The organism is Natrinema sp. H-ect4 (genome assembly GCF_041894845.1).
GTDB lineage: Archaea > Halobacteriota > Halobacteria > Halobacteriales > Natrialbaceae > Natrinema.
In genome coordinates, this window is sequence record NZ_JBHDYC010000019.1 from 14,299 (window position 1) to 35,768 (window position 21,470).

The window sequence follows — 21,470 nt, forward strand, 5'->3', positions numbered from 1 at the left end:
GTTGGTCCCTCGGATTCGTCGGGACGGTGTGACCCGCAGATCGTCACCGGTGCGATCCGATTCGATCCGCGTTGAACGGGCTCAAATCCGCGAAAACGTCCGCCAAACGGCTGCAAACACTCGAAAAGCGAGTTCACGACGTCCCCCCTTCAAGTCCATCCGGCCACCGAGAGTCGGATGCAAGCCATGAAACGAACAACGCTCATCGCAGCTGCCTGCGCAGTACTGATCGCGGCAACCGGCTTCGCCGCTGCAGCGCCCGGAAGTGCACCTGTCTCCGTAGACGGGGGCGTTAGCACCGACGAAGCGAACGGAGACGAACGCGAGGATCGAAGCGAGAACGGAGCCGCTGCCGGTGGTGCCGCCGACGAACGGAACGGACAGGGGCCCGCCGTCGACCTCCCTGATCAGGTCCCCGATCACGTGTCCGAGATCCACGACCGAATTTCGTCGTTCCTGAACGGTAACCTCGAGGGCACGCTCGGCGACGCCGTTAGCGCGGTGACGCCGGATGACGACGAAGCTGACGACGCCGACGAAAGCGAAGATGTCGACGAGAGCGACGAGGCTGACGACACCGACGAAGGCGACGCGCAGAACGACGACGCGCAGACCGATGACGAGCAGACCGATGACGAGCAGACCGATGACGACGAGCAGACCGACGACGGCGAACAGAACGAGTCGTCCGATAGTGACGAACAGTCTGACGCATAACTGACTCCCCATGTCCGCCCCGGTTTCGCCGATGACGAGCGGTCTCGAGGACCGGCTGCTGACGTTCGCCGTGAGCCTGCTGGTCGGCGGTCTAGCCCTTCACGTCGCCGCCCGCGTCGTGGCTGACGCTCGAGACTACGGCCACGCGGTTTTGACCGCACTGCTCGGCGCGCTGGTCTGGGCACTCCTCGAGCCGATACCGCTACTCGGCGGGCTGCTGGCGATCGTCGCCTGGGTCGCGGTCGTCAAGTGGCGCTACCGACTCGGCTGGATCGGATCCAGCGCGATCGGTATCGCCGCCTGGGTGGCGGCCGTCGTCGTCCTCACGGCCCTCGAGTTGGTGGGTATCGGTTCGGTTTCGGCACTCGGTGTGCCGGGTGCCTGAAACGCGTTCCCGCTGACGCTTCCTCCCACCGAGCCTCCCCCGCTGACGCTTTCCTCCACCGACCCTCCCCCGCTGACGCTTTCTTCCACCGAACCCTCCACGCTGACGGTTCAGCCACCGTCGACGCGCCAGCGGCGGTACTGAAAGGGATTGATATAATCGTCTCGACGGTGAAGTGTGTCACATGGTCTCCGTAATCGGATCACTCGTCGCCTTCGTCGTCGCACTGCTCATCGGCGGGTTGGCGATCTTCGTCAGCGCTCGGCTCATCGTCGACGTCGATGACTATTCACACGCAACCGTCACGGCCCTCCTCGGAGCGATCGCATGGGCGCTAACGTCGTTGATACCGCTTCTGGGCCCAATACTGGCACTGATCGCCTGGGTCTGGGTGATCAACTGGCGGTACCCCGGCGGCTGGGGAACGGCTGCGGCCATCGGGCTCATCGCCTGGCTCGCCGCGCTCGTCATCCTCCTGGTTCTCAACGCCGTCCTCGGCCTCGGCGTCGGAGCGTTCGGCGTTCCCGGCACGTAGTGATCTGCAGTCGGCCGCAACCGATCGGCACTCGGCTCACATCGGATCGAATCGATTCGCTCGGCGAAGTCGTTCAGGATCTCACTGCCAGTAGCGGTGCGCCCGGACTGAACGACAACGAGAAGTGACGTGAAGTTTTCAGTTTCGAACTGAATCGACGGATAGGACGTTTATGGGCAGTTACACGCCGTATTAGGACTTTCGCATGTTTTAAGCGAAGTGGCAAGTACCGACACGTATGAACGTTCGCGCCGGCGTCGCGATCGTGGTCGCCGCGGCGCTCCTCTGCGGATCGGGACCAGTCGTCGCCGTCGCTGCCACCGGAACCACGAACGCCGGCCAGCCCCAACCGAGTCCGTTTACGCTCCAGCAAGACCAGATCGACGCGGACGAGGTCCGAATGGACGTCGCACTCGAGCCCGACGGGACCGCCGAGTGGACGCTCGAGTTCTGGGTCCGCCTCGACGACAACGAGAGCACGACGGCGTTCGAATCGCTGCAATCGGACATTCGGGACGATCCCGACAATTACACGCAGAGCCTCGCCGACCGGATGGACGAGACGGTCGGCGCGGCGAGCAACGCGACGGGCCGAGAGATGTCCGCCGATGGGTTCACCGTGACGACCGAGCGTCAGTCGCTCGCGCGCGAGTACGGCGTCGTCAGGTACACGTTCCGCTGGGACGGGTTCGCCGCGGTCGACGGCGACGAGCTCCGCGCCGGTGACGCCGTCGAGGGAATCTATCTCGACGACGGGACCCGATTGCTACTCGAGTGGCCGGACGGCTACGAGCGAACGTCGGTCGCGCCCGATCCGGACGACGAACGCGAGAACGCGGTGATCTGGCGGGGCGGCGAGACGGACTTCGTCTCCGGCGAACCGCGAGTCGTCGTTACCAGCGCTGGCGGTGGGACCGGTGCCAACGCGGCGATGATCGCGGGAATCGCGGTCGTCGTGGCTGGCCTCGGCGCTGCCGGTATCTGGTGGTACCGCAACCGCACGTCCGGGGAGGGACAGACGGCCGACGAAGGCGGAGGTTCAGCGCCTGGGACCCACCCAGAATCCGCCCCAGGCACCGGTTCGGAATCCGCGACGGCGTCGGCGACGATTGACGATGCGGCGGGCTCGAGTGCGACCGCAGCTCCGGATCCCGCGCTCCTCACCAACGAAGAACAGGTCCTCCGACTCGTCGAAGATAACGGCGGCCGGATGAAACAGCAGGCAGTTGTCGAAGAACTCGACTGGACCGACGCGAAGACCAGTAAAGTGGTCAGCGCGCTCCGCGATGCGGGGGAACTCGAGTCGTTCCGCCTCGGTCGCGAGAACGTGCTCTCGCTCCCCGACGCGGACGACCCAGTTGCGACGAATGCCGGCGATGACGAAAATGACTGAGACGAAATCGAATCTCCGTCGAGTCAGGGCCACCGAGCGAGCCGGGACGGTCGAAACCGGCGAAACCGGCGAAACCGGCGAAATCGCCGGACGGCAACGGATCGAAAACGGCGTTGAATGGCGGAAACCGTCGATGAACCCAAGTCATCGACTCGAGTGTCTATCACTACGGACAGACAACTAGCACCAATGAATCGAACCATATCTATCACGCTGGCAGCGGTACTCGTCGTCGCGATGGTCGCGGTCCCCCTCGCTGCAGCGAGCGTCTCCTCAAGCGCGAACGGACAGGCGGCAAGCGACTCCGAAGCAGGAAACGAGTCGATCAAACCCGGTGAACAGTTCGCAGCCGCCGTCGGCGTCCAGAACGCCGAAATCGAGGGCAACGTTTCGGAACGGGCCTTCGGCGTCCGAATCGCGAACGCGGAGACCAACGAGTCGAAAGCAGCCGTCGTGGCCGCGCAGTTCGACGAGACCGACGCGCGCCTCACCGAACTCGAGGGGAGACTCGAGGACCTGAACGAGTCCCGCGAGGCCGGCAACATCAGCGAGGGGCGCTATCGTGCAGAAGTCGCGACGACCGTCGTCAGAATGCGAACCCTCGAGCGACAGGCGGCGACGGCCGAGACGACCGCGACCGGACTCCCCGAAGCGGTGCTCACTGAGCACGATATCGACGTCGACTCGATTCGAACGCTGCGAGATCGCGCCGGCGACCTCGGCGGACCCGAGACCGCGGAAATCGCTCGCTCGATCGCCGGGGACGACGGTGAACGGTCGCTCGGTCCCGACCGCGACCCCAGCAGTCCGATCGATGTCGGCGGTGACAATCTAACCGATGAAGTGGGCGTCAGCGGTGACGACGAGACTGCAGCGGAGTCGAGCGAAGCGTGACCCGGCAGCCGGCGCACACCCGTTTTTTGCCGCTCGATTCCGTAGAGCGGTGAGATGGTCGACGCGTATACGATGATCGATACCGCAACTGGAACCGCCGAGGGAGTGTGTCAGGCCCTGTGCGATGCAGAGGGAGTGATCGACGCACACGTCATCGCTGGCGACTTCGACGTCATGGTCGAGATAGCGGGCGACGACTCACACGATATCCTCGAGACGATCACCGACACCGTTCGGCCGCTCGAGGGGGTCGGGACGACGCGAACGTACATCTGTCTCGACTGAGCCAGCGGGTGTGTCAGTTACCCGACCCCGACGGGCTAGGACGGCGTCGTCCGTTCGTCCGCGACTTTAAGTACGAACCCGCGGCCAGACAGGCCATGATCGACGACGCGATCCGCGTCCTCGCGGGCGACTGTACCATTATCGCCGAGGACGACGACCGACAGGAGTACCGCGGCCGGGTTACGACGATCGTCAAACCCGACAACACCATCCTCGTCCACGACACCGACGGCTACCAGCCCGTCGCGTGGCTGACCCGTGCCGACAGCGTCTCGAGCGATCGCACCGGCGGCTTCACCCTCGTCGCGAAGAAGGGGACCCAGACGCTGCGGATCGCCACCCACGATCAGGACGGGTTCGCCCACTACCCGTCCTCGGCGGCCGGCACACCAATCGGGACGTGCCCCGACTGCGGCGGTGCGCTCGTGCGCTCGAGCGGGGTCCACTGCGTCAGCTGTGGCGACCGCTACGGCGTGCCAGCGGACGCGACGATCCGCGACGAGCGCTGCGATTGTGATTGTGGCCTCCCCAAGATGCGCGTCGAGCGCGGCCTGGCGTTCAACGTCTGCCTCGACCGAGGCTGTGAGTCCCTCGACGCGGCGGTCAAACAGGCCTTCGACCGCGAATGGGCGTGTCCCGAACCCGACTGCGACGGCGACCTCCGGATCCTCCGCCGGGGCGGCCTCATCGCCGGCTGCGAGCAGTATCCCGACTGCGACGCCAGTTTCGCCGTCCCCGCCGGCATCGCCGACGGCGAATGCAACTGCGGGCTCCCGACCTTCGAGACCGCCAGCGGGACCCGCTGTCTCGATGCGACCTGCGATCGAGGGCTCGAGGGGGCGCTCGAGGCCGAAAGCGCGGCGGACGACTGACAGTCGATCGAAATCGAGACGACCACCGTGCTATAGCCGCCCGACCAGCCACCGCTGCGGTGGGTGGGACTGAAAGGGGCTTCCGGCCTCGACGAACCCGGACGACGCAAGCACCGCAGCGAGCGAAGCGAGCGAGGCGCGCAGCGAGTCCCGGGAGTCGAGGCCGGAAGGGGCTTTCGGGGTGTTTGCAGCAGAGATGCCCCTGAACCCGCCCCCAGTTCTCAAGCCCGCACGCCCAGCAGTGTCCGTCCCACCACCACCCTCGAATGGGAATCGATCCGCAGCCACTTAGTCACGGCCCGCAAAACCCCGGCCATGGCACTCGAGGGGCGGTTCGACGACGGCGTCGTCCGCGTGGGCGGCGACGCGCGCCAGCGCTATCACGACTCGCGGGGCTACGGCTATCCGCTCGAGGGCAACGAGATCGCCCTCGCGCCGGTCGAAGCGGCCCACCTCCTGTATCGGGGAGATCTCGAGGCGGTCGTCGACGCCGCCAGCGGCGAGCGCCTCGGGTTTCGGGAGTTCGTGGCCCGCGAGCCAGGCGAGGATTTCGGGGTCCGGTTTCTGGTCTACGCGGACCTGCGCTCGCGGGGCTTCTACCTCTCGCCGGCCGCGGAGCCGTGGGTTCCGAACCCGCCGACAGGCGAGGCGGATTTCGCGGTCTTCCCGCGAGGAAAGGGACCTCGAGATGGCGAGATTGCCTACGCGCTGCGGATCATCGGCGAGCGGACCGACATTCCGGCCGCCGAACTTCGAGAAGGCGTGCTTGCGGTCGTCGACGAGGAGAGCGAAATTACCTACTTCGAGGTGGGGCGGCGGGATCCGACCGGCACGTCGAGCGCCGACGCCACGCTGCCCGCGGACTGCGAGGCCGACCTGCTCGCCGATCGGGTCGTCGTCTGGGAGCCGCCGCTGTCCCTCTACGAGCAGACGTTCTACGGCCAGCCCCTCGAGGGCCGGGAGTACGACGAGCCGACGCTGCAGTGCTCGCTGCTCGAGGCGACCTACCTCGCCGAGCGAGGGGCGCTCGCGCTCGAGGCCGAGACGGTCCGCGAACGGGGCCGCGAGGTCGAGGGCGAGCGGTTCGATCGGCGGCTGACCGTCTACACAGAGTTGCGCGAACGCGGCGTCGTCCCCAAGACGGGGTACAAGTTCGGTGCTGACTTCCGGACCTACGCGGACGTGGAGTCCGTCGAGGAACTGGGGCACTCCGAACTGCTGGTTCGCGTGCATCCGGCCGAGTATGTTTTCGAACCCCGTGATCTGGCGCTCGACGTTCGGCTCGCACACGGCGTCCGGAAGACGGTGGTGTTCGCGCTGGTCGGCGACGACGCCGCCGGAGAGACGGAGATAGAGTGGTGGTCGCTCGAGCGGTTGACTCCCTAATTGGAACTGGATCAGAGACGGTCATCGATCGCTGTTTATAGCCGTCTACTTCGTTTTGAATGCTGAGGGTTGTGAACGACGAGCGTTCTGCTCATGCTGGCAACACGGAAAATCCACACCCTCCCCAACCGATTCGTTCACTCCTTTCAGTCGTTCACTCATCCCTCGCACAGTGTCGTCGACTGCCCTCGCTATCTCTCGGGCAGTCGACAGCGCGCGCCACCGCACGTGATACTCCGTCTACGTAAACTGCTCAAGAAGTTCCGCCCCGAGCACGACCTCCGTTCCTGCGAGCCCGACCGAACAAAACAGCGTGATGTCGTCCGCGCGCTGGCGGCCGAGATCGGGGTTCTCGAGCACGTCGGCGAGTTCGACCATTCGCTCGCGGTCGTCGCCCGACGCGACGTACGGCCGGTCATAGGCGTCGACCTGCGGGAGCGAATCGGTCGCGATGGCGTCGGCGCGGTCGACCACCTCGAGCGGGAGTTCGTGGGCGTCCCGGAATCGCGGCCCGATCGTCGTGACGTGGGTGCCGGGCTCGAGCCAGTCGGGGTCGAAAACGGGCACCTCGCTGTTCGTCGCACAGACGAGCGCGTCGGCGTCGCGGACGACCGGTTCGGGATCGTCGAGCGCGCGGACGGGCGGCTCGACCTCGCCGTCGGTAGTCTCGACGAACGACTCGCGGCTCTCTGCGGTCGGACTGTAGACCAGAACCTCCTCGAGGTCGCGGGCGGCACACGCCGCGCCGACCTGCGCTCGAGCCTGAAACCCCGAGCCGAGAACCCCGAGCGTCTCGCTGTCCTCGCGAGCGAGGCGATCGATCGCGACGCCACCGATGCCGCCGGTCCGGAGCCCGCCGATCGCGAACCCGACGAACAGGCCAGCGAACGCGCCAGTGGTTGCATCGAAGACGGCCACCAGTTCCGTGTGCTCGTCGCCGGACTCGGGGTGGGTCTCGTAGACCCTGAATCCGGTCACGTTCGCCGGCCCGGTCGCGGAGCCGGCGGTGAACACCAACTCGCCCTCGCCGGCGTCGACATGCCAGCGCGGCGGGGCCTCGAGCGTTCCTGCAGCGCGTTCCGCGAACGCGTCGCGCATGGCGTCGACGACTTGCTCATAGTCGAACTCGGAGTAGACATCACCGTCAGTGAGGATGGGGAAATCGGGCATGATCGACCCGTCGGGCGGATGGACTATAGTAGCCACTGAAAGTTACTGTACACCTGATCACATGACAGCGATGCGATCAGCGTGTAACTCGTTTCAGTGGCTACTATATACCAATTCAGCCGCGCGGCGGCTCTCGCCCGTTGACACGGCAACGGCGAGCGGCGAATGTCTACGGCTCGCTCGGAAGCGCTGCCCCCTCGTGCTCGAGTAACTGCCGTTTCAACTCGAGCCCGCCGCCGTAGCCGACGAGCGAGTCCACGCCGACGATCCGATGACAGGGAACGATCACGGGAATCGGATTGCGGCCGCAGGCCTGCCCGACCGCGATCGGTGCGCTCTCGAGGTCGGACGCGATTTTACCGTACGTTCGCGTTTCGCCGGCCGGAATCGCCGTCATCGCTCGCATGACGCGTCCCGTGAAGTCGTCGGGGAACTCGATCTCGAGGTCGAACGTCCCCCGCTCGCCGGCCTCGTACGCCCGCACCTGTTCGCGGATCGTTTCCGGGTCCGCGTCGATCCGCGACTCGTCGATCTCCCGCTGACGCCCGAATACCTGAACGTGCATCGTCAATCGACGTTCGACGCGCATCCACTTCACTCTCGCCGACCGATGATTTCGCCGACGGCGGGCGCTGTTCAGATTAGAGTTTGAAGGAGTGAGGCGGTGGAATTCGTTGTGCTATGCCAGAATTCGACCGCCTCGACGGATCTAGTATCGGGATCGAGTTAGATTTTGTGGAGCGCGAGCAGACACCGCGCGAGCTCATGGAACTTAGTATCCAGCTCCAGTTGTGCGGATTGTCACTTTCAGATACTGTCTCTGTCTTAGAGTGCTTCGGTGTCGAACGGGCGCGCTCGACCGTTCATAACTGGGTTCAAAAAGCCGACTTACAGCCGGCAGACGGTGCCCAGCCGGATCACATCGCACTCGACGAAACCGTGATCCACCTCGACAATCAGCGCTACTGGCTGTACGCTGCTGTCGATCCCGAAACGAACAAATTTCTACACGTTAGGCTGTTTCCGACGCGAAACGAGGGTGTCACCTCGATCTTTCTCTCTGAACTCACCGAGAAACACGATGTCGACGACGCCATGTTTCTCGTCGATTCTGGACCCTGGCTAAAAGCTGCACTCAACCGACACAGCCTCCGATTTCGACACGAAACACACGGAAATCGGAACGCCGTTGAACGTCTCTTTCAAGAAGTAAAACGACGAACCTACCAGTTCGGAAATTGTTTCAGAAACGCCGAACCGAATACCGCCGAAACGTGGCTCCAGAGCTACGCGTACGTATGGAATCAACTAATCTGAACACGGCCCCGACGGCGAAGCCGAAGGTTTTTGCGCGCTGCCGAGCCAAAACGCACGTAATGACCGGAGACGACCCACTCGAGGAGTCCGAGTCAGGGGAACCGACGAGCGGGGAACCGCTGACAGACGGCGGTGAGCGATCCCCTGGATCGCGATCCTCGTCGGAGCTCCGCTCCGACGGCGGAGCCGCAGGTGCGGATGACGTCGCGCTGGACCCCTGGGGATCCTCGAGCGTCTCCGACTACCGGAAGCTGTTCGAGGAGTTCGGCATCGAGGAGTTCGATGAATTGCTCGAGCAGGTGCCGAATCCGCACTACCTGATGCGACGCGGGGTCATCTTCGGCCACCGGGACTACCGACCGGTCGCCGAGGCCTTACGGAACGACGAGCCCGCGGCCGTCCTCTCGGGATTCATGCCCACCGGAGACCCCCATATCGGCCACAAACTGGTCTTCGACGAGATCATCTGGCATCAAGAGCAAGGGGCCGACGCCTACGGCCTGATCGCCGACCTCGAGGCCAACTCGGCTCGCGGAATGAGCTGGGACGAGATCGACGAGCACGCGCGCAACTACCTGCTCTCGCTGCTCGCACTCGGCTTCGACCCCGAGGAGGGGGAACTCTACCGTCAGTCGACTAACCGCGAGGTGCAGGATCTCGCCTTCGATCTCGGCGCGGAGGCCAATTTCTCGGAGTTCCAGGCGATCTATGGCTTCGACGGCGAGACCGATGTCTCGCACATGCAGTCGGTCGTCACCCAGATGGCCGACATCCTCTACCCGCAACTCGAGGAGCCCAAGCCGACCGTGATCCCCGTCGGTCCGGATCAGGATCCTCACGTTCGACTGGCTCGGGATCTCGCAGAGCGGATGCGCTTCTTCAAAGTCTCCGAAGCGTACGCCAGCTTCGAACTCGAAGACGAGGAGCGCGAACTGGTCACCGAGTTCTACGAGCGACTCGAGCCCGCCGACTTCGACGACGATACGCTTCGGTGCGTCCACGTCGCCGAAGCGCTCGAGGAGACGCCGCTGTCGGAACTCGCGGTCAGCGCGGACACGCTGAGTTCGGTCCTGACGAAGTTGACCGAGGCGGGGATGGAACCGATCCGGCCGCGGACCCGATTTTTCGACCGACGGGCGACCGACGACGCCTTCGACGCGCTGATCGATGCCATCGGGGGTGAGAAGCGAGTCTACGAGAGTCACATCGATGCCTTCGAACTCGACCGCACCGAGGCCGAGGAACTCGCCCGACAGGTCGAGGTCGACAACGGCGGTTACGGGTTCCAGCCGCCGTCCTCGATCTATCACCGATTCATGACTGGGCTGACCGGCGGCAAGATGTCCTCCTCGATTCCCGCGAGTCACATCTCGCTGCTGGACGACCCCGAGGACGGCTACGACAAGGTGAAATCGGCAACCACCGGCGGCCGTGAGACGGCCGAGAAACAGCGCGAACTCGGCGGCAAAGCGGACGAGTGTCCCGTCTACGAACTCTACGCGTACCTGCTGGCCGGCGACGACGACGAGTTCGCCAAGCGCGTCTACGACGAGTGCGTCGGCGGCGAACGACTCTGTGGCGACTGCAAGGAGCAGGCCGCCCAGCTCATGCGGGAGTTCCTCGAGGAACACCAAGAGAAACGCGAGGAAGTCGAAGAACTACTCGAGGCGGCCGACATCGAACTCGAGTCGCCGCGGCGTCGCTGAGCGGCGATCAGCCGGACGGTACTGACGAGTGCTGGCGATCTGGTGAGATTGAACTGATAGGTTTTTTCGGGTGAGAGAGATAATACGTTTTCAGCGTCTGACAAAGATATATAGGGCCGTTCGTGGAACCCGAAACTATCGATGGCCCGGTCCCTCCGCGAGTCGAACGATGACCTGTTGGTCCCCGCCGACGTGCTCGGTGCGTTCGGCGTCACGCCGGCGGATCTCGGACCGGGTCCGTCCGATGGCGAGAGCCTCGAGACGGCGCTGGCCGAGACGCTCTCGACGGGCGTCGACCGGCGGACGGTGCTCCGTCGGACGATCACGCGGAGCGACCGCGGGCTGGCCTGCCCGGCTCGGTACTCGGAGGCCGACCTCGAGGGCGAACTCGCCGCGGTTTTCGAGTCGATCCGCTGGTCGGTCACGATCACACACACGCAGAACGGACTGCAACTCACCGCCACCGATCCCCGCGGCCGCCGCCGCGAGACGTCGGTCACCTATCCCGAGACACCGCTGAGTAGCGACAACCTCCCCGCCGTCCTCTGGACGATCAACGACGCCGTCCTCGCGGGAACCGGCGCGCGGTTCGTCCTCCTCTCGGCGGGCGTCGACCGCTGGCGGGCCGCACTGATCGAAACGAGTGCGCTCGAGCGCCTGCGCGACCGCTACGGCCCGCGAATCGAGGCCGTCGATCGACCGCTCTGTCCGGACCACGGACTCGAGGCGTACGTCCCGGCTGCGGCGACCGACGATGCGACCGGGCCCGACGGCGACGGTTTCGGTGCCGACGGCAACGGACCGTGGCCGCCGTGGGCACTCGAGCGGGGCTCCGACCGACCGCGCGATCCGACGACGAGCGTCGACTCGCTCATCGACGAAGCCGAACCGTCCGCGCGATCGGTGCTGAATTCGGCGGCATCGTCGAAACGAATCTCGAGCGACGAGCCGGCCGTGCCACCGTCGAGTCCAGCCCCGGATCGACCGAGCGGGTCGACATCCTCGAGCGAGATCGACGGCTTCGAACTTCGGGGCACCCCCGCGGTCTCGAGACAGGAAGACGACGACGAGCGATCCGAGAACTGTGAGTCGGAAACGACCGTGTTCGACGACGGGGAGAGTACACCGAGTAGCGACGAAAACGCGACGAATGCGGACGAATTCGGGACGCTCTCGGGGACCAGCAAGACGGCGCGCATCGACAACGACTCGTTCGGGACGGCGCTCGAGCCCCAGTCCGACGACGACCGCTACCGTGCGCTCGGCGCGGCGCTCGACGCGGGCGGAGCCGTCTCCGTCCGGGGGCTGCTCGAGGACGACGAATTCCTTCCGGAGCTACCCGCGGTCGAATCCAATGAGACTCGCATCGAGTTCGCCGACGGGTGTGCGCCCGTCGACGTCCCCGAGGCGACGGCGACGACCGAGCGGTCGGGATTCGAGTGGGTCGATCCCGGCTCGCTCGAGACGACACGAATCTCGAATCAGTAGTGGGTCGGCCGTTACGACGGATTTTCGTCTGATTCGGCTCGAGGGGCAGTGGGTGGAGACAGTACTGGAACTTCGACGGTAACGATCGAACCGGTCGGATCGTCCGTCTCGAACGTCACCTCACCGCCGGCGATTTCGGCCCCCCACTTGGCTAACCAGAGCCCGAGACCGCTACCGTGTTCCAGCGGCGTTTCCGTTCCGCGCTCCAGGATAGACCGTTCGTAGTCGTCGATTCCGGATCCGTTATCCGCGATACGTATCTGTACCCGATCGCCGTCCGATTCGACCGCGACTCGAACGGACGGGTTCGGACCGGTGTTGTGCTCGATACCGTTTTCGATGAGGTTGACGAACACGGGCTCGAGGACGCTAGCGACGTATATCTCCCCCAGATCCGACTCACGATCGATGCAAGCGTCTGGATACTCCTCCCGGACGATCGCGATGCCGTCCGCGAGGAGCGACTCGAGCGGGACGGCTTCGATCGAGTCCCGCCCTCGTTCGAAGACGTCGACGATTTCGCGGGCTTTGACCCCCAGTTCCTCGATGCGTCGCGCGCTCGCCGTGATCTCGTCGGCAGCACCCTGATCGTCCCCGTCCGCGAGTAACTCGGCGTAGCTGCTGATGACGTTCGTTTCCGTCCGGATGTTGTGTCGGAAGACGCGGTTCAGGACTTCGTGGCGCTGTTGCTGTCGAACGTGTTCACTGATATCGTGAAACGTGATAACGTGGCCGATCGTCCGGTCGTGGATGTCGGTAATGGCGGTCGCCGTCACGTCGTACAGCCGGCCGTCGTGTGGGCTCTTGAACGAGCGGCGCGTCGCGACCGATCCGTCAGCCGGGAGCAGCGAGTCGTCGGGAGCGATCTCCTGAAGCGGCCTGCCGAGCACGCGACTGGGTTCGGTTCCCAGAACGTCCGCGCCGGCGTCGTTGATTTCGACGATGTAGTCGTGGCTGTCGGTAACGATGGCACCGTCCGGCATCCGCTCGAAGAGCAGTCGACGCGCACGCGGGTTCGGCGACGGGCTCTTCCCCAGGAGTTGAAAGCGCGTGAGCGCGCCGAGACAGGCGACGCCGGAGATCGAAAACGCGACCGGCGTCGGGTCGAGTCCCGGGACCGGGATGGCACCCACGAGAAAGAGAACGTTACTCGCCCACGGTGCCAGAATGCCGATGAGAAGCGCGGCGCTTTGGCCCCTGAACGGCAGCGAGTCGTCTCGGATCAGTTCCAGGAGCGGAACGGAACCGAGCAGCCCCAGCAGGTACGTGTAGGCGGTGATAATCCAGAACCAGGGGCCGGGAGTCCGGCTGAGCAACAGCATACCGTCCTCGCGAACCACCCTCGAGTCTGCGTAGAGCAAGCCGGTGTCAGTCAGTGCAAAGACGACGGTGAGCACCGGCACGATCGAGAGGAGCGCGACATAGCGCGGCTGGATGTACCGGTCCCGACCGGTGTACTCCAGCGAGAAGAGCATCCAGCCGACCGGAATGGCGACGACGCCGATCCATCTGAGATCCGCCCAGAAGACTTTTGCGCCGAGGGTCGATGCCTCGATATCGAAGAGCAAGAGCGCCGACCACAAGCACTGTCCGGCGAGCAGGATGACGAGCGGCACTGCACCAGGCTCAGGTCGTTCCCGCCAGGCGAGGAGCGCCGCCGCCGTTCCGATCGCAATGGTTGCGAGTAATATTGTCGACAAAATAGTAATAGAGAACACAGATACGGAGGAGATATCGCTGTTCGCTATTAAACGTGCTGGGAGAGTCATCCCTTCGTGAAAGAGAACGGAAGTGTGCAGTTGTTAGGAGAGCGAGACGGCGAGGGTGAGAGCGACGAAGACCACGAGGTACTCGCATTCGGCGACCTTCGCCAGCAGTCGCTCGTTCTCGACCCGGCCGATCAACGACGTGACGGAAAGCGAGTAGCCGATTCCGGCGAGGAGCGCGAGCGCGTGTGCAGGAGAGAGGAACTCGAGGGAGACTGCGAGCACCACGAGTCCGGCCGTACAGAGATCGATCGCGGAGAGGATCCAGCGCGTCCAAGTGACGCCGAACACGACCGGAATCGTCCGGACGCCGATCGCCCGGTCGCCGTCGACATCGCGGACGTTCGGGATCTCCGTGTTCGTACCCACACGAAGGAAGAAGTACGAGAAGACGACGAGCGTCGGAGTCGTGATCGGTTCCCCGGCGAACGCGAGCGGAAGGAACGTCAGGGTCGCGGCCCACGCGAGCGCGACGACGATCGTATTGACGAGGAAGACGTCTTTCAGCCGCTGGACGCGTCCGACGCTCCCGCTCCCGGGAATCCAGTTCGTGGCGTAGCACACCCAGAACACGCCCGGGAGCAAGGCAACCGCGAGTGCGATTGGGCCGCCGAGGACGGAGAGTGCGACCGCGAGCCCGTACGCGATCGACGCCAGCACGTAGAGGACGTCCCGATGTCGTCTGACGAACGCCGCCTGTCCAGGATTCGACATCACGTCGGTGTCGACGTCCGCGAGGCGGTCGTTGGTGTAGACGGCGAAGACGACCAGCCCAACGACGACCGCCGCCGGACTCGGCGGCAGCGAGAGGAGGGTCGAGACGATGACCACCTCGGCCATCGCGATTAGCGACAGATACGCCGAACTGTACACCAGTGCGTTCCATGCCCGTCCCGGACTCGAGGGGAGTTGAGCGAGCAGCGTGCTGAGTAGCGCGGCCGCCGTGCTACCCACGTCTGAGAGCGTCTGATTGGTTCGTCTCATAGTTTCAATAGTGTTCGAGAGCGACCGCCTACCGGCCGCCCCGTAGTAAATATATCGGCAGTTCTGAACGATGTAAGTATGGGATGCAGTCGAATTTGATTACCAGCCGAAAACGCGAATCGACGGTCGACTGCGGCCCGCAACGAGCACGATTGGGAGGAGCGACCGCTGTCGGTCACGACGAGAGCCACACCAGGCGCAAGTTTTTTCGCGTATCGTCGAGAGGCGGGACCTATGGCACCCGAATCCCAGCGGGCCGGTGTCGGCGGACAGTCAACGCACGAGCGGTCGGGATTCGGTTTCTTCTTCGCCCGGTAACGCCGGGTCGGTGGATCCGCGAGCGCTCACACCGAGCGCTCGCGGCGAAACCGACCGCGCTCTTCCCCCGGCCCCGATGCCCGGGCATATCGGAACCGCTAACTGACCGACACGCAGGCATACGAACAAGCGAATGCAACTTCCAGCACAACAGGTCGCGGTCCTTCAGACCGCGAATGCGGACGAGGCAACGTCCGTCGACGCCCTCGCCGCGGCGACCGACCTCCCCCCCGAAACCGTCACCGGGGCCGTCTTCGAACTCGCGGACGAGGGACTGGTCGCCGTCAGCGAGCGTGTCGACGAAACGGTTGCGCTGACCGACGAGGGGCGCGAGTACGTCACCGACGGGCTTCCCGAGGTCCGGCTCTACGAGGCCGCCCTCGAGGCCGGAGCCGACGCCGACCCCGTCTCGATGGGGCAGGTCATCGGCGCGTCGGGGCTCGAGGGCGGCGCGGTCGACATCGCGCTCTCGAACTACGCGCGCAAGGGCTACGGCGCGATCGACAGCGGCGAGATCACCGCCGACCCCGACGCCGATCCGGCCGCAGACGCGGAGGCGAACGCGCTCGAGGCACTCGCCGACGCCGACGACGCGCCCATCGACAGCGTCGACGTCGATTCGGAGACGCTCGAGGGACTCGAGCGCCGCGGATTGCTCGAGCGCCGCGAATCGACGGTCCGCGAAGTCACGCTGACCGAGCGCGCCGTCACGGAGCTGATGGCGGGCATCGAGACCGCCGAGACAGTCGGCCAGGTCACCCCGGAGCTCCTGACGAGCGGCGAGTGGGAAGACGTCGAATTCGCGGAATACAACGTCGAAGCTGACGCCGAACAGGTCGAGGGCGGCAAGGTCCACATCCTGCGCCAGACCGCCGAGCGCGTCAAAGACACCCTCGTCGGGATGGGGTTCCAGGAGATGGACGGACCCCACGTCGACGCGGACTTCTGGATCAACGACTGCCTGTTCATGCCCCAGGATCATCCCGCGCGCACGCACTGGGACCGGTTCGCCCTCGAGCAGCCGACCCACATCGACGACCTCCCCGCGGACCTCGTCGAGCGCGTCGAGCGCGCTCACCGGGAGGGCGTCGGCCCGGACGGCGAGGGCTATCACTCGCCGTGGGACGAGGACTTCGCCCGGGCGCTTGCGCTTCGGGGACACACCACCTCGCTGTCGACCCGCTACCTCTCGGGCGAGGAGGTGGGCGATCTCGAGCCGCCACAGCGGTACTTCAGCGTCGAGAAGGTGTACCGAAACGACACGCTCGACCCGACGCACTTACTCGAGTTCTTCCAGATCGAAGGCTGGGTGATGGCCGAGGACCTCTCGGTTCGCGATCTGATGGGCACCTTCGAGGAGTTCTACTCCCAGTTCGGGATCACGGACATCCAGTTCAAGCCCCACTACAACCCCTATACGGAGCCGAGCTTCGAACTGTTCGGGACCCACCCGACGACCGGCGAACTCGTCGAGATCGGCAACTCCGGCATCTTCCGCGAGGAGATGCTCGAGCCCCTCGGCGTGGAGTGCGACGTGATGGCCTGGGGACTCGCCCTAGAGCGACTGCTCATGCTGATGTACGGCTTCGAGGACATCCGGGACATCCACGGAACCCTGTGTGACCTCGAACTGCTGCGCGAAACCGAGGTGACCTACTGATGCCCACCGTCGATATCGACCCCGACGAACTGCGCGATCTGACCGGCCACGACGAAAAGAGCGACGACGATCTGATCAACGACCTGTTCGGCCTCGGCCTCGAGTTCGAAGGGCGCACGGAGGACGGCGAGTTCGAACTCGAGTTCGCGCCGGACCGCCTCGATCGGCTCTCCGTCGAGGGCGTCGCCCGCTCGATGCGGTATCAGTACGGCGACGCGCGAGGGGTGCACGTTCCCTCGCCGAACTCGTCGGAGTGGACGATCGAAGTCGAGGAATCGGTCCCCGACGAGCGTCCGTACGTCACGGGCGCAGTCGTTCGAGATGTCGATCTGGACGAGGAAGCCCTCGAGTCCCTCATTCAACTGCAGGAGAAACTCCACGCGACGATGGGGCGCAAGCGCGCGAAGGGGGCGATCGGGATTCACGATCTGACGATGCTCAAGGGGACCGCCGCGACGGAGGGGAACCCGACCATCCGGTACGTCGGCGTCGAACCCGACGAGGACCGGTTCGTGCCGCTCGATTCCGATCAGGAGATGACGCCGGCCGACGTGCTCGAGCAGCACCAGACGGGCCAGACCTACGCCGACCTCGTGAGCGAGTACGATCGGTATCCGGCGATCTACGACAGCATCGGGCTGTTCTCGTTCCCGCCGGTGATCAACGGCCGGCGGACCGAGGTCTCGACGGACTCGAGAGACCTGTTCGTCGAGATGACGGGCACCGACCAGTGGACGATCGACAAGATGCTGAACATCGTCTGCTACGCGCTGTCGGCTCGCGGGGCCACCCTCGAGGAGGTGACGGTCGAGTATCCCGATCACGAAGTGGTCCGCCCGGACCTCTCGATGAAGACGAAGACGGTCGCCCACGATCGCATCGAGACGATCCTCGGGATCGGGCTCGACCCCGACGAAGTGATCGATCTCGCCGAGCGATCGGGTCTCAAGGCGGAAAAAGAAGAAAACGAAGACGGTAATCTGGTCTACGAGGTGACGATTCCCCCCTACCGCGTCGACGTGCTCCACCCGCTTGATGTCATCGACGACCTCGGGCGGGCCTACGGCTTCAACGAACTCGAGCCCCGCTATCCCGATGTGGGAACCGTCGGCGGGCGTCACGAGCGCTCCCGGCTCGAGAACGCCGCCCGAACCCAGCTGGTCGGGTTGGGTTTCGAGGACCTGCTGAACTTCCATATGATCAGCGAGGGGGAGAACTTCGACCGGCTCGAGATTGCGCCGGGCGAGGACGTCTACGGTGCCGGCGAGCCCGCGACGATCAAAGAGCCCTACAGCGAGGACTTCACCATGCTCCGGACGTGGGTCATGCCGTCGCTGTTGATGGTCCTCGAGCGGAACACCCACCGTTCGTACCCACAAAATCTCGCCGAGATCGGCTTCGCCGCCGAAGTCGACGAGCGCGAGAACACCGGGGTCGCGGAGGGACGCCGCGTCGGTGCCGTCCTCGCGAGTCACGAGGCCGGTTACGAGGACGCCAAGGCCCGACTGCAGACCCTCACTCGCAACTTCGATGTCGACCTCGAGACGCCGCCGACCGACCACCCGACCTTCATTTCGGGTCGAACCGCAGCGGTCGTCATCGACGGCGAGGAGGTCGGCGTGATCGGCGAGGTCCATCCGAAGGTGCTCGTCGAGCACGATCTCGAGGTGCCGGTCTCGGCGTTCGAGTTCGACCTCGAGGCGCTGCGCTGAGGGAGAAAGCAGTTTTTCGTTTCAGCGGCGTTGCTGCGGGTTGCAGTCCAAGTGTTGTACCGCGAGCGAGTGAAACGAGCGAGCGGGCCGACGACTGACTCGAAGTGAGCGGTTACGCGGCGCTACGCGCCGCGGATAGACGAGCGGTGAAACCGCGAGTCAGCGAACGGAGAGGAAGGAGGAGTGCTTTTCATCGACGTTTTGCCGAGGGCGCGGCTCTGCCGCGCCCGCAGAGCAAAAGGTCGGTTTTTAGAACTCGTGTTCGACGTCGTCCTCGTTGGCTTTCTGGATGATTATCTTGCCGTCCCGGACCCGGACGAAGACCTCGTCGCCGATATCCATGCCCGCGACCTCGAGTTCGTCTTCGTGGAGGTTGAGGTGGACGTTGTGGTAGTTACCGTCGTCGTCTTTCGCACCGCTTGGACTCAGCTTCTTTTTCCGTACCATCGCGGGATTCTATTCCGAACTTCGCCGTAGGATATACTTAAGTGTTTTCGACGGCTCGGCGAGTGACTGTGTCACGCACGCAACGAGCGACCAACGACAGCACGGCGACCGGATCCGGGGTGTCGATATTGCGGTGAAATGGTGTACGCTACTCACTTAAAGATACTGGCGCAGTCGGTCGGTTTTTGGGGATATCTTTATGTCGGATCGTGTGCTTGACTGACATGGAGGCGATAATCATGGTACGCGAAGACGGTAAACGAAACTTTGCACTGCGCGAATCACCCGACGACGAGTCGAGTGTCTTCTCGGGAAACACACCTCGACAGGCTGCACTCAAGGCGGCCAGACGGCTCGAGCCCGGCTCGAGCGAGGAGGCGGCGGACCGCGTCGAACTCAAACTTCGCGAGAAGGGGACGGACAAGGTACACATCTACGACGGCTGGGCGTGGGAGGAGACGGCTCCCGACGACAAGCCCGACTGGATGCCCGACGAGATTACGGAAGCGAACGTCTCGAAGAAGGGAATCGAGCACCTCGACGAGTAAGCCGTCCGATCGGTAGTTTTCTCCGGTGTGACAGCGACAGGAGCGGCGTCGGTAGGTCGGAGAGAGTGTGCTGCCGCGTATCATGTGGATCGTCTCGGGGGCAAGTCATTCGAGAATCTTCGATTTCCGAACGACCCGAGGAGGGTCGTCCAGCCCGCTTGTGAGCCGACGAATCCAGTTTGGCGAGAGAACCGAACGAACGACGACGCGCACCGAATAGAGGATTGTGTATTTTCACAATACTCCCAGAATAAGCCATTTGTCTGGAAATTAAACGCCATAATACAGGGCGTCTTTGTTAGAGCACTGCCGTACGGTTGGGTATATTCTAATAAGTGGATTTATACGGGAGTTCCCAAACAACTCGAGTGAGCTATGTTGAAAAACATCGAAGAAGTCCGAAAAATATGGGGCGAGATCGATGAAAGTTCGGACACCAATAACACGTTTGTTCCCCCTTCCGCAATGGAAGCGAGGAAGTTCAAGTGCACTACTTGCAGCTTCAGTCGGGGTGAGCAGTCGTGATCACGATGACCAAGTGGCGGACGCTAGTGTTAGCAACGATCGGGTTCAACTTCTCGTTCCTGATCTGGTTCTCTTTCGCGCCGTTCACGGGGCCGATGGCCGAGGAGTTCGGCCTCTCGCTCGCGGAGATCGGGGTCCTCGCGAGCGCGGCGATCTGGCTTGCGCCGTTCGGTCGCATTCTGACCGGCTGGCTCTCCGATCGCTGGGGCGCGCCGACGGTGTTCGCCATCGTGTTAACGTACGTTGGCATCTTCTCCATCGCGTCGGCGTTCGCTCAGTCCTACGCCGTCTTCTTCGTCGAGCGGCTGATCGTCGCGACTGCGGGAATCACCTTCGTCATCGGGATCCAGCACGTCTCCGAGTGGTTCGACGAGGAGCAACTGGGAACTGCAGAGGGAATCTACGCCGGCGTCGGCAACGCCGGTGCCGCCGGCGGTGCGCTCATCCTCCCGCGCGTGTTCACCGAGAACTGGAGCGGTCCGATCTTCGAGACGAGTTGGCGAGCGGCCTTCTTCTACACCGGGATCGTCTCGATCCTGCTAGCGATCGTCTACTACACGATCGGCGAGGCCGCCAAGAGCGACGCGAAACGAGAGGCGACCAAGTCGACGGCGAACCTCAAAGATTGGCTCTACACCGCCACCCGCTACGGAACGGTCGTGCTCGCGCTGGCGTACGTGATGAGCTTCGGCCTCGAGCTCTCGATGAACGGCTGGCTGGCGACGTACTACCGGGAAGGGTTCAACACGAACAACCTCGTGCTCGCCAGTACGTTCGCCGCGACGTTCTCCGTCGCAGCCGGCCTGCTTCGGCCGATCGGCGGCTACGTCAGCGACCTGCTCGCCCGCACGGAGAAGAACATCCTGCCGATCTTCACGGGTCGCTACCGCGAGCAGTGGACGTTCGTCTCGCTGTGTTTCATCGTGCTCGCGATGGTCGGGATGACGCTGGCTGGCCTGACCGGCCAGGTGCTGCTGGCCGTCGCGGCCGGCTTCATCGTCGGCATGGGCTGTGCGTTCGCCGAGGGCGCGATCTTCGCACAGGTGCCGGCGATGTTCCCGAACAGTTCCGGTGCCGTCGCCGGCGTCGTCGGGGGCGTCGGCACGGTCGGCGGAATCGTCTACCCGCTCGTCTACGCCGCACCGATGATGCCGAGCCTCCACACCGGCTACTCCGTCGTCGCGGCCACGATGATCCCCATTCTGTTGCTGTGCGCGTGGGTCTTCCAGCCGCGCCTCGCCGAACGGGCGACCGAAGACGGCTTTCTGGCCTCGAGCGGCGGGAGCGGTACCTCCGGGGCACCGATCGACGACTGAGTGCTGAGAAACCGTCGTTGGCTGGCCCCGAGAACCCGACGGTCTT

General features: G+C 64.3%; 20 protein-coding genes. 15 read left to right on the forward strand and 5 right to left on the reverse strand.

Going from position 1 to position 21,470, the window contains the following annotated elements; genetic code table 11:
* The first annotated feature begins 186 nt into the window (after window positions 1–186).
* From ACEWFR_RS19680 to endA, 8 genes are all read left to right on the forward strand, one after another.
* Window positions 187–717 (forward strand): hypothetical protein, encoded by a 531-nt coding sequence (locus ACEWFR_RS19680; RefSeq protein WP_374062647.1) that lies wholly within the window; start codon window positions 187–189, stop codon window positions 715–717.
* 31 nt (window positions 718–748) lie between these two features.
* A complete protein-coding gene (locus tag ACEWFR_RS19685) occupies window positions 749–1,102 on the forward strand; it encodes a hypothetical protein (RefSeq protein WP_374062648.1) in 354 nt (117 codons plus the stop codon).
* Between the two features lie 184 nt (window positions 1,103–1,286).
* Window positions 1,287–1,637 carry a hypothetical protein gene (locus ACEWFR_RS19690; RefSeq protein WP_374062649.1) on the forward strand — a complete coding sequence of 117 codons (351 nt, stop codon included), beginning with the start codon at window positions 1,287–1,289 and terminating at the stop codon, window positions 1,635–1,637.
* A gap of 238 nt (window positions 1,638–1,875) precedes the next feature.
* Window positions 1,876–3,030, forward strand: a complete 1,155-nt coding sequence (locus ACEWFR_RS19695) for a hypothetical protein (protein ID WP_374062650.1) — start codon at window positions 1,876–1,878, stop codon at window positions 3,028–3,030.
* 189 nt (window positions 3,031–3,219) lie between these two features.
* Complete coding sequence (locus ACEWFR_RS19700; protein ID WP_374062651.1) at window positions 3,220–3,924, forward strand: hypothetical protein; 705 nt, start codon at window positions 3,220–3,222, stop codon at window positions 3,922–3,924.
* A 54-nt stretch (window positions 3,925–3,978) separates the two neighbouring features.
* Window positions 3,979–4,209, forward strand: a complete 231-nt coding sequence (locus ACEWFR_RS19705; RefSeq protein WP_098725219.1) for an Lrp/AsnC family transcriptional regulator — start codon at window positions 3,979–3,981, stop codon at window positions 4,207–4,209.
* Between the two features lie 95 nt (window positions 4,210–4,304).
* The gene (locus ACEWFR_RS19710; RefSeq protein WP_374062652.1) at window positions 4,305–5,081 is read left to right on the forward strand and encodes a DUF91 domain-containing protein; all 777 of its coding nucleotides are present in this window, start codon (window positions 4,305–4,307) and stop codon (window positions 5,079–5,081) included.
* A gap of 315 nt (window positions 5,082–5,396) precedes the next feature.
* The gene (gene endA / locus ACEWFR_RS19715; RefSeq protein ID WP_374062653.1) at window positions 5,397–6,467 is read left to right on the forward strand and encodes a tRNA-intron lyase; all 1,071 of its coding nucleotides are present in this window, start codon (window positions 5,397–5,399) and stop codon (window positions 6,465–6,467) included.
* Window positions 6,468–6,707: 240 nt separating this feature from the next.
* Here endA and ACEWFR_RS19720 read toward each other — a convergent pair whose 3' ends face one another.
* Together ACEWFR_RS19720 and ACEWFR_RS19725 are read right to left on the reverse strand one after the other, a co-directional pair.
* Window positions 6,708–7,637 carry an ornithine cyclodeaminase family protein gene (locus ACEWFR_RS19720; RefSeq protein WP_374062690.1) on the reverse strand — a complete coding sequence of 310 codons (930 nt, stop codon included), beginning with the start codon at window positions 7,635–7,637 and terminating at the stop codon, window positions 6,708–6,710.
* A gap of 169 nt (window positions 7,638–7,806) precedes the next feature.
* A complete protein-coding gene (locus ACEWFR_RS19725; RefSeq protein WP_374062691.1) occupies window positions 7,807–8,202 on the reverse strand; it encodes a methylated-DNA--[protein]-cysteine S-methyltransferase in 396 nt (131 codons plus the stop codon).
* 116 nt (window positions 8,203–8,318) lie between these two features.
* Here ACEWFR_RS19725 and ACEWFR_RS19730 point away from each other — a divergent pair, with 116 nt between their 5' ends.
* The 3 genes from ACEWFR_RS19730 (at window position 8,319) to ACEWFR_RS19740 (ending at window position 12,148) form a co-directional block, all read left to right on the forward strand.
* Window positions 8,319–8,954, forward strand: a complete 636-nt coding sequence (locus ACEWFR_RS19730) for an IS6 family transposase (protein WP_374062654.1) — start codon at window positions 8,319–8,321, stop codon at window positions 8,952–8,954.
* A gap of 59 nt (window positions 8,955–9,013) precedes the next feature.
* Complete coding sequence (locus ACEWFR_RS19735) at window positions 9,014–10,660, forward strand: tryptophan--tRNA ligase (protein ID WP_374062655.1); 1,647 nt, start codon at window positions 9,014–9,016, stop codon at window positions 10,658–10,660.
* A 141-nt stretch (window positions 10,661–10,801) separates the two neighbouring features.
* Window positions 10,802–12,148 (forward strand): hypothetical protein, encoded by a 1,347-nt coding sequence (locus ACEWFR_RS19740; RefSeq protein ID WP_374062656.1) that lies wholly within the window; start codon window positions 10,802–10,804, stop codon window positions 12,146–12,148.
* 11 nt (window positions 12,149–12,159) lie between these two features.
* Here the strand turns inward: ACEWFR_RS19740 and ACEWFR_RS19745 are convergent, their stop codons facing one another.
* Both ACEWFR_RS19745 and ACEWFR_RS19750 read right to left on the reverse strand, forming a co-directional pair.
* Window positions 12,160–13,848 carry a histidine kinase N-terminal 7TM domain-containing protein gene (locus tag ACEWFR_RS19745; protein WP_374062657.1) on the reverse strand — a complete coding sequence of 563 codons (1,689 nt, stop codon included), beginning with the start codon at window positions 13,846–13,848 and terminating at the stop codon, window positions 12,160–12,162.
* Window positions 13,849–13,950: 102 nt separating this feature from the next.
* The gene (locus ACEWFR_RS19750) at window positions 13,951–14,898 is read right to left on the reverse strand and encodes a UbiA family prenyltransferase (protein ID WP_374062658.1); all 948 of its coding nucleotides are present in this window, start codon (window positions 14,896–14,898) and stop codon (window positions 13,951–13,953) included.
* Window positions 14,899–15,349: 451 nt separating this feature from the next.
* Here ACEWFR_RS19750 and ACEWFR_RS19755 point away from each other — a divergent pair, with 451 nt between their 5' ends.
* Together ACEWFR_RS19755 and pheT are read left to right on the forward strand one after the other, a co-directional pair.
* Window positions 15,350–16,876, forward strand: coding sequence for a phenylalanine--tRNA ligase subunit alpha (locus tag ACEWFR_RS19755; protein ID WP_374062659.1), 1,527 nt, complete (start codon window positions 15,350–15,352; stop codon window positions 16,874–16,876).
* Window positions 16,876–18,588 carry a phenylalanine--tRNA ligase subunit beta gene (gene pheT, locus ACEWFR_RS19760; RefSeq protein WP_374062660.1) on the forward strand — a complete coding sequence of 571 codons (1,713 nt, stop codon included), beginning with the start codon at window positions 16,876–16,878 and terminating at the stop codon, window positions 18,586–18,588. Before ACEWFR_RS19755 ends, pheT begins: the two co-directional genes overlap by 1 nt.
* 249 nt (window positions 18,589–18,837) lie before the next feature.
* Here pheT and ACEWFR_RS19765 read toward each other — a convergent pair whose 3' ends face one another.
* Complete coding sequence (locus ACEWFR_RS19765) at window positions 18,838–19,035, reverse strand: hypothetical protein (RefSeq protein WP_098725211.1); 198 nt, start codon at window positions 19,033–19,035, stop codon at window positions 18,838–18,840.
* 239 nt (window positions 19,036–19,274) lie between these two features.
* Here ACEWFR_RS19765 and ACEWFR_RS19770 point away from each other — a divergent pair, with 239 nt between their 5' ends.
* Window positions 19,275–19,583 (forward strand): non-histone chromosomal MC1 family protein, encoded by a 309-nt coding sequence (locus tag ACEWFR_RS19770; protein WP_098727332.1) that lies wholly within the window; start codon window positions 19,275–19,277, stop codon window positions 19,581–19,583.
* 530 nt (window positions 19,584–20,113) lie between these two features.
* Window positions 20,114–21,424 (forward strand): MFS transporter, encoded by a 1,311-nt coding sequence (locus ACEWFR_RS19775; RefSeq protein WP_374062661.1) that lies wholly within the window; start codon window positions 20,114–20,116, stop codon window positions 21,422–21,424.
* Window positions 21,425–21,470 lie beyond the last annotated feature (46 nt).

Bases quoted from the DNA above. Each gene is read 5' to 3' on its own strand.
- ACEWFR_RS19720 (WP_374062690.1), bottom strand. From the start codon at position 7,637: ATGCCCGATTTCCCCATCCTCACTGACGGTGATGTCTACTCCGAGTTC.
- ACEWFR_RS19755 (WP_374062659.1), top strand. From the start codon at position 15,350: ATGCAACTTCCAGCACAACAGGTCGCGGTCCTTCAGACCGCGAATGCG.
- ACEWFR_RS19770 (WP_098727332.1), top strand. From the start codon at position 19,275: ATGGTACGCGAAGACGGTAAACGAAACTTTGCACTGCGCGAATCACCC.
- ACEWFR_RS19680 (WP_374062647.1), top strand. From the start codon at position 187: ATGAAACGAACAACGCTCATCGCAGCTGCCTGCGCAGTACTGATCGCG.
- ACEWFR_RS19705 (WP_098725219.1), top strand. From the start codon at position 3,979: ATGGTCGACGCGTATACGATGATCGATACCGCAACTGGAACCGCCGAG.
- pheT (WP_374062660.1), top strand. From the start codon at position 16,876: ATGCCCACCGTCGATATCGACCCCGACGAACTGCGCGATCTGACCGGC.
- ACEWFR_RS19750 (WP_374062658.1), bottom strand. From the start codon at position 14,898: ATGAGACGAACCAATCAGACGCTCTCAGACGTGGGTAGCACGGCGGCC.
- endA (WP_374062653.1), top strand. From the start codon at position 5,397: ATGGCACTCGAGGGGCGGTTCGACGACGGCGTCGTCCGCGTGGGCGGC.
- ACEWFR_RS19700 (WP_374062651.1), top strand. From the start codon at position 3,220: ATGAATCGAACCATATCTATCACGCTGGCAGCGGTACTCGTCGTCGCG.
- ACEWFR_RS19735 (WP_374062655.1), top strand. From the start codon at position 9,014: ATGACCGGAGACGACCCACTCGAGGAGTCCGAGTCAGGGGAACCGACG.
- ACEWFR_RS19775 (WP_374062661.1), top strand. From the start codon at position 20,114: ATGACCAAGTGGCGGACGCTAGTGTTAGCAACGATCGGGTTCAACTTC.
- ACEWFR_RS19710 (WP_374062652.1), top strand. From the start codon at position 4,305: ATGATCGACGACGCGATCCGCGTCCTCGCGGGCGACTGTACCATTATC.
- ACEWFR_RS19690 (WP_374062649.1), top strand. From the start codon at position 1,287: ATGGTCTCCGTAATCGGATCACTCGTCGCCTTCGTCGTCGCACTGCTC.
- ACEWFR_RS19695 (WP_374062650.1), top strand. From the start codon at position 1,876: ATGAACGTTCGCGCCGGCGTCGCGATCGTGGTCGCCGCGGCGCTCCTC.
- ACEWFR_RS19730 (WP_374062654.1), top strand. From the start codon at position 8,319: ATGCCAGAATTCGACCGCCTCGACGGATCTAGTATCGGGATCGAGTTA.
- ACEWFR_RS19740 (WP_374062656.1), top strand. From the start codon at position 10,802: ATGGCCCGGTCCCTCCGCGAGTCGAACGATGACCTGTTGGTCCCCGCC.
- ACEWFR_RS19725 (WP_374062691.1), bottom strand. From the start codon at position 8,202: ATGCACGTTCAGGTATTCGGGCGTCAGCGGGAGATCGACGAGTCGCGG.
- ACEWFR_RS19685 (WP_374062648.1), top strand. From the start codon at position 749: ATGACGAGCGGTCTCGAGGACCGGCTGCTGACGTTCGCCGTGAGCCTG.
- ACEWFR_RS19765 (WP_098725211.1), bottom strand. From the start codon at position 19,035: ATGGTACGGAAAAAGAAGCTGAGTCCAAGCGGTGCGAAAGACGACGAC.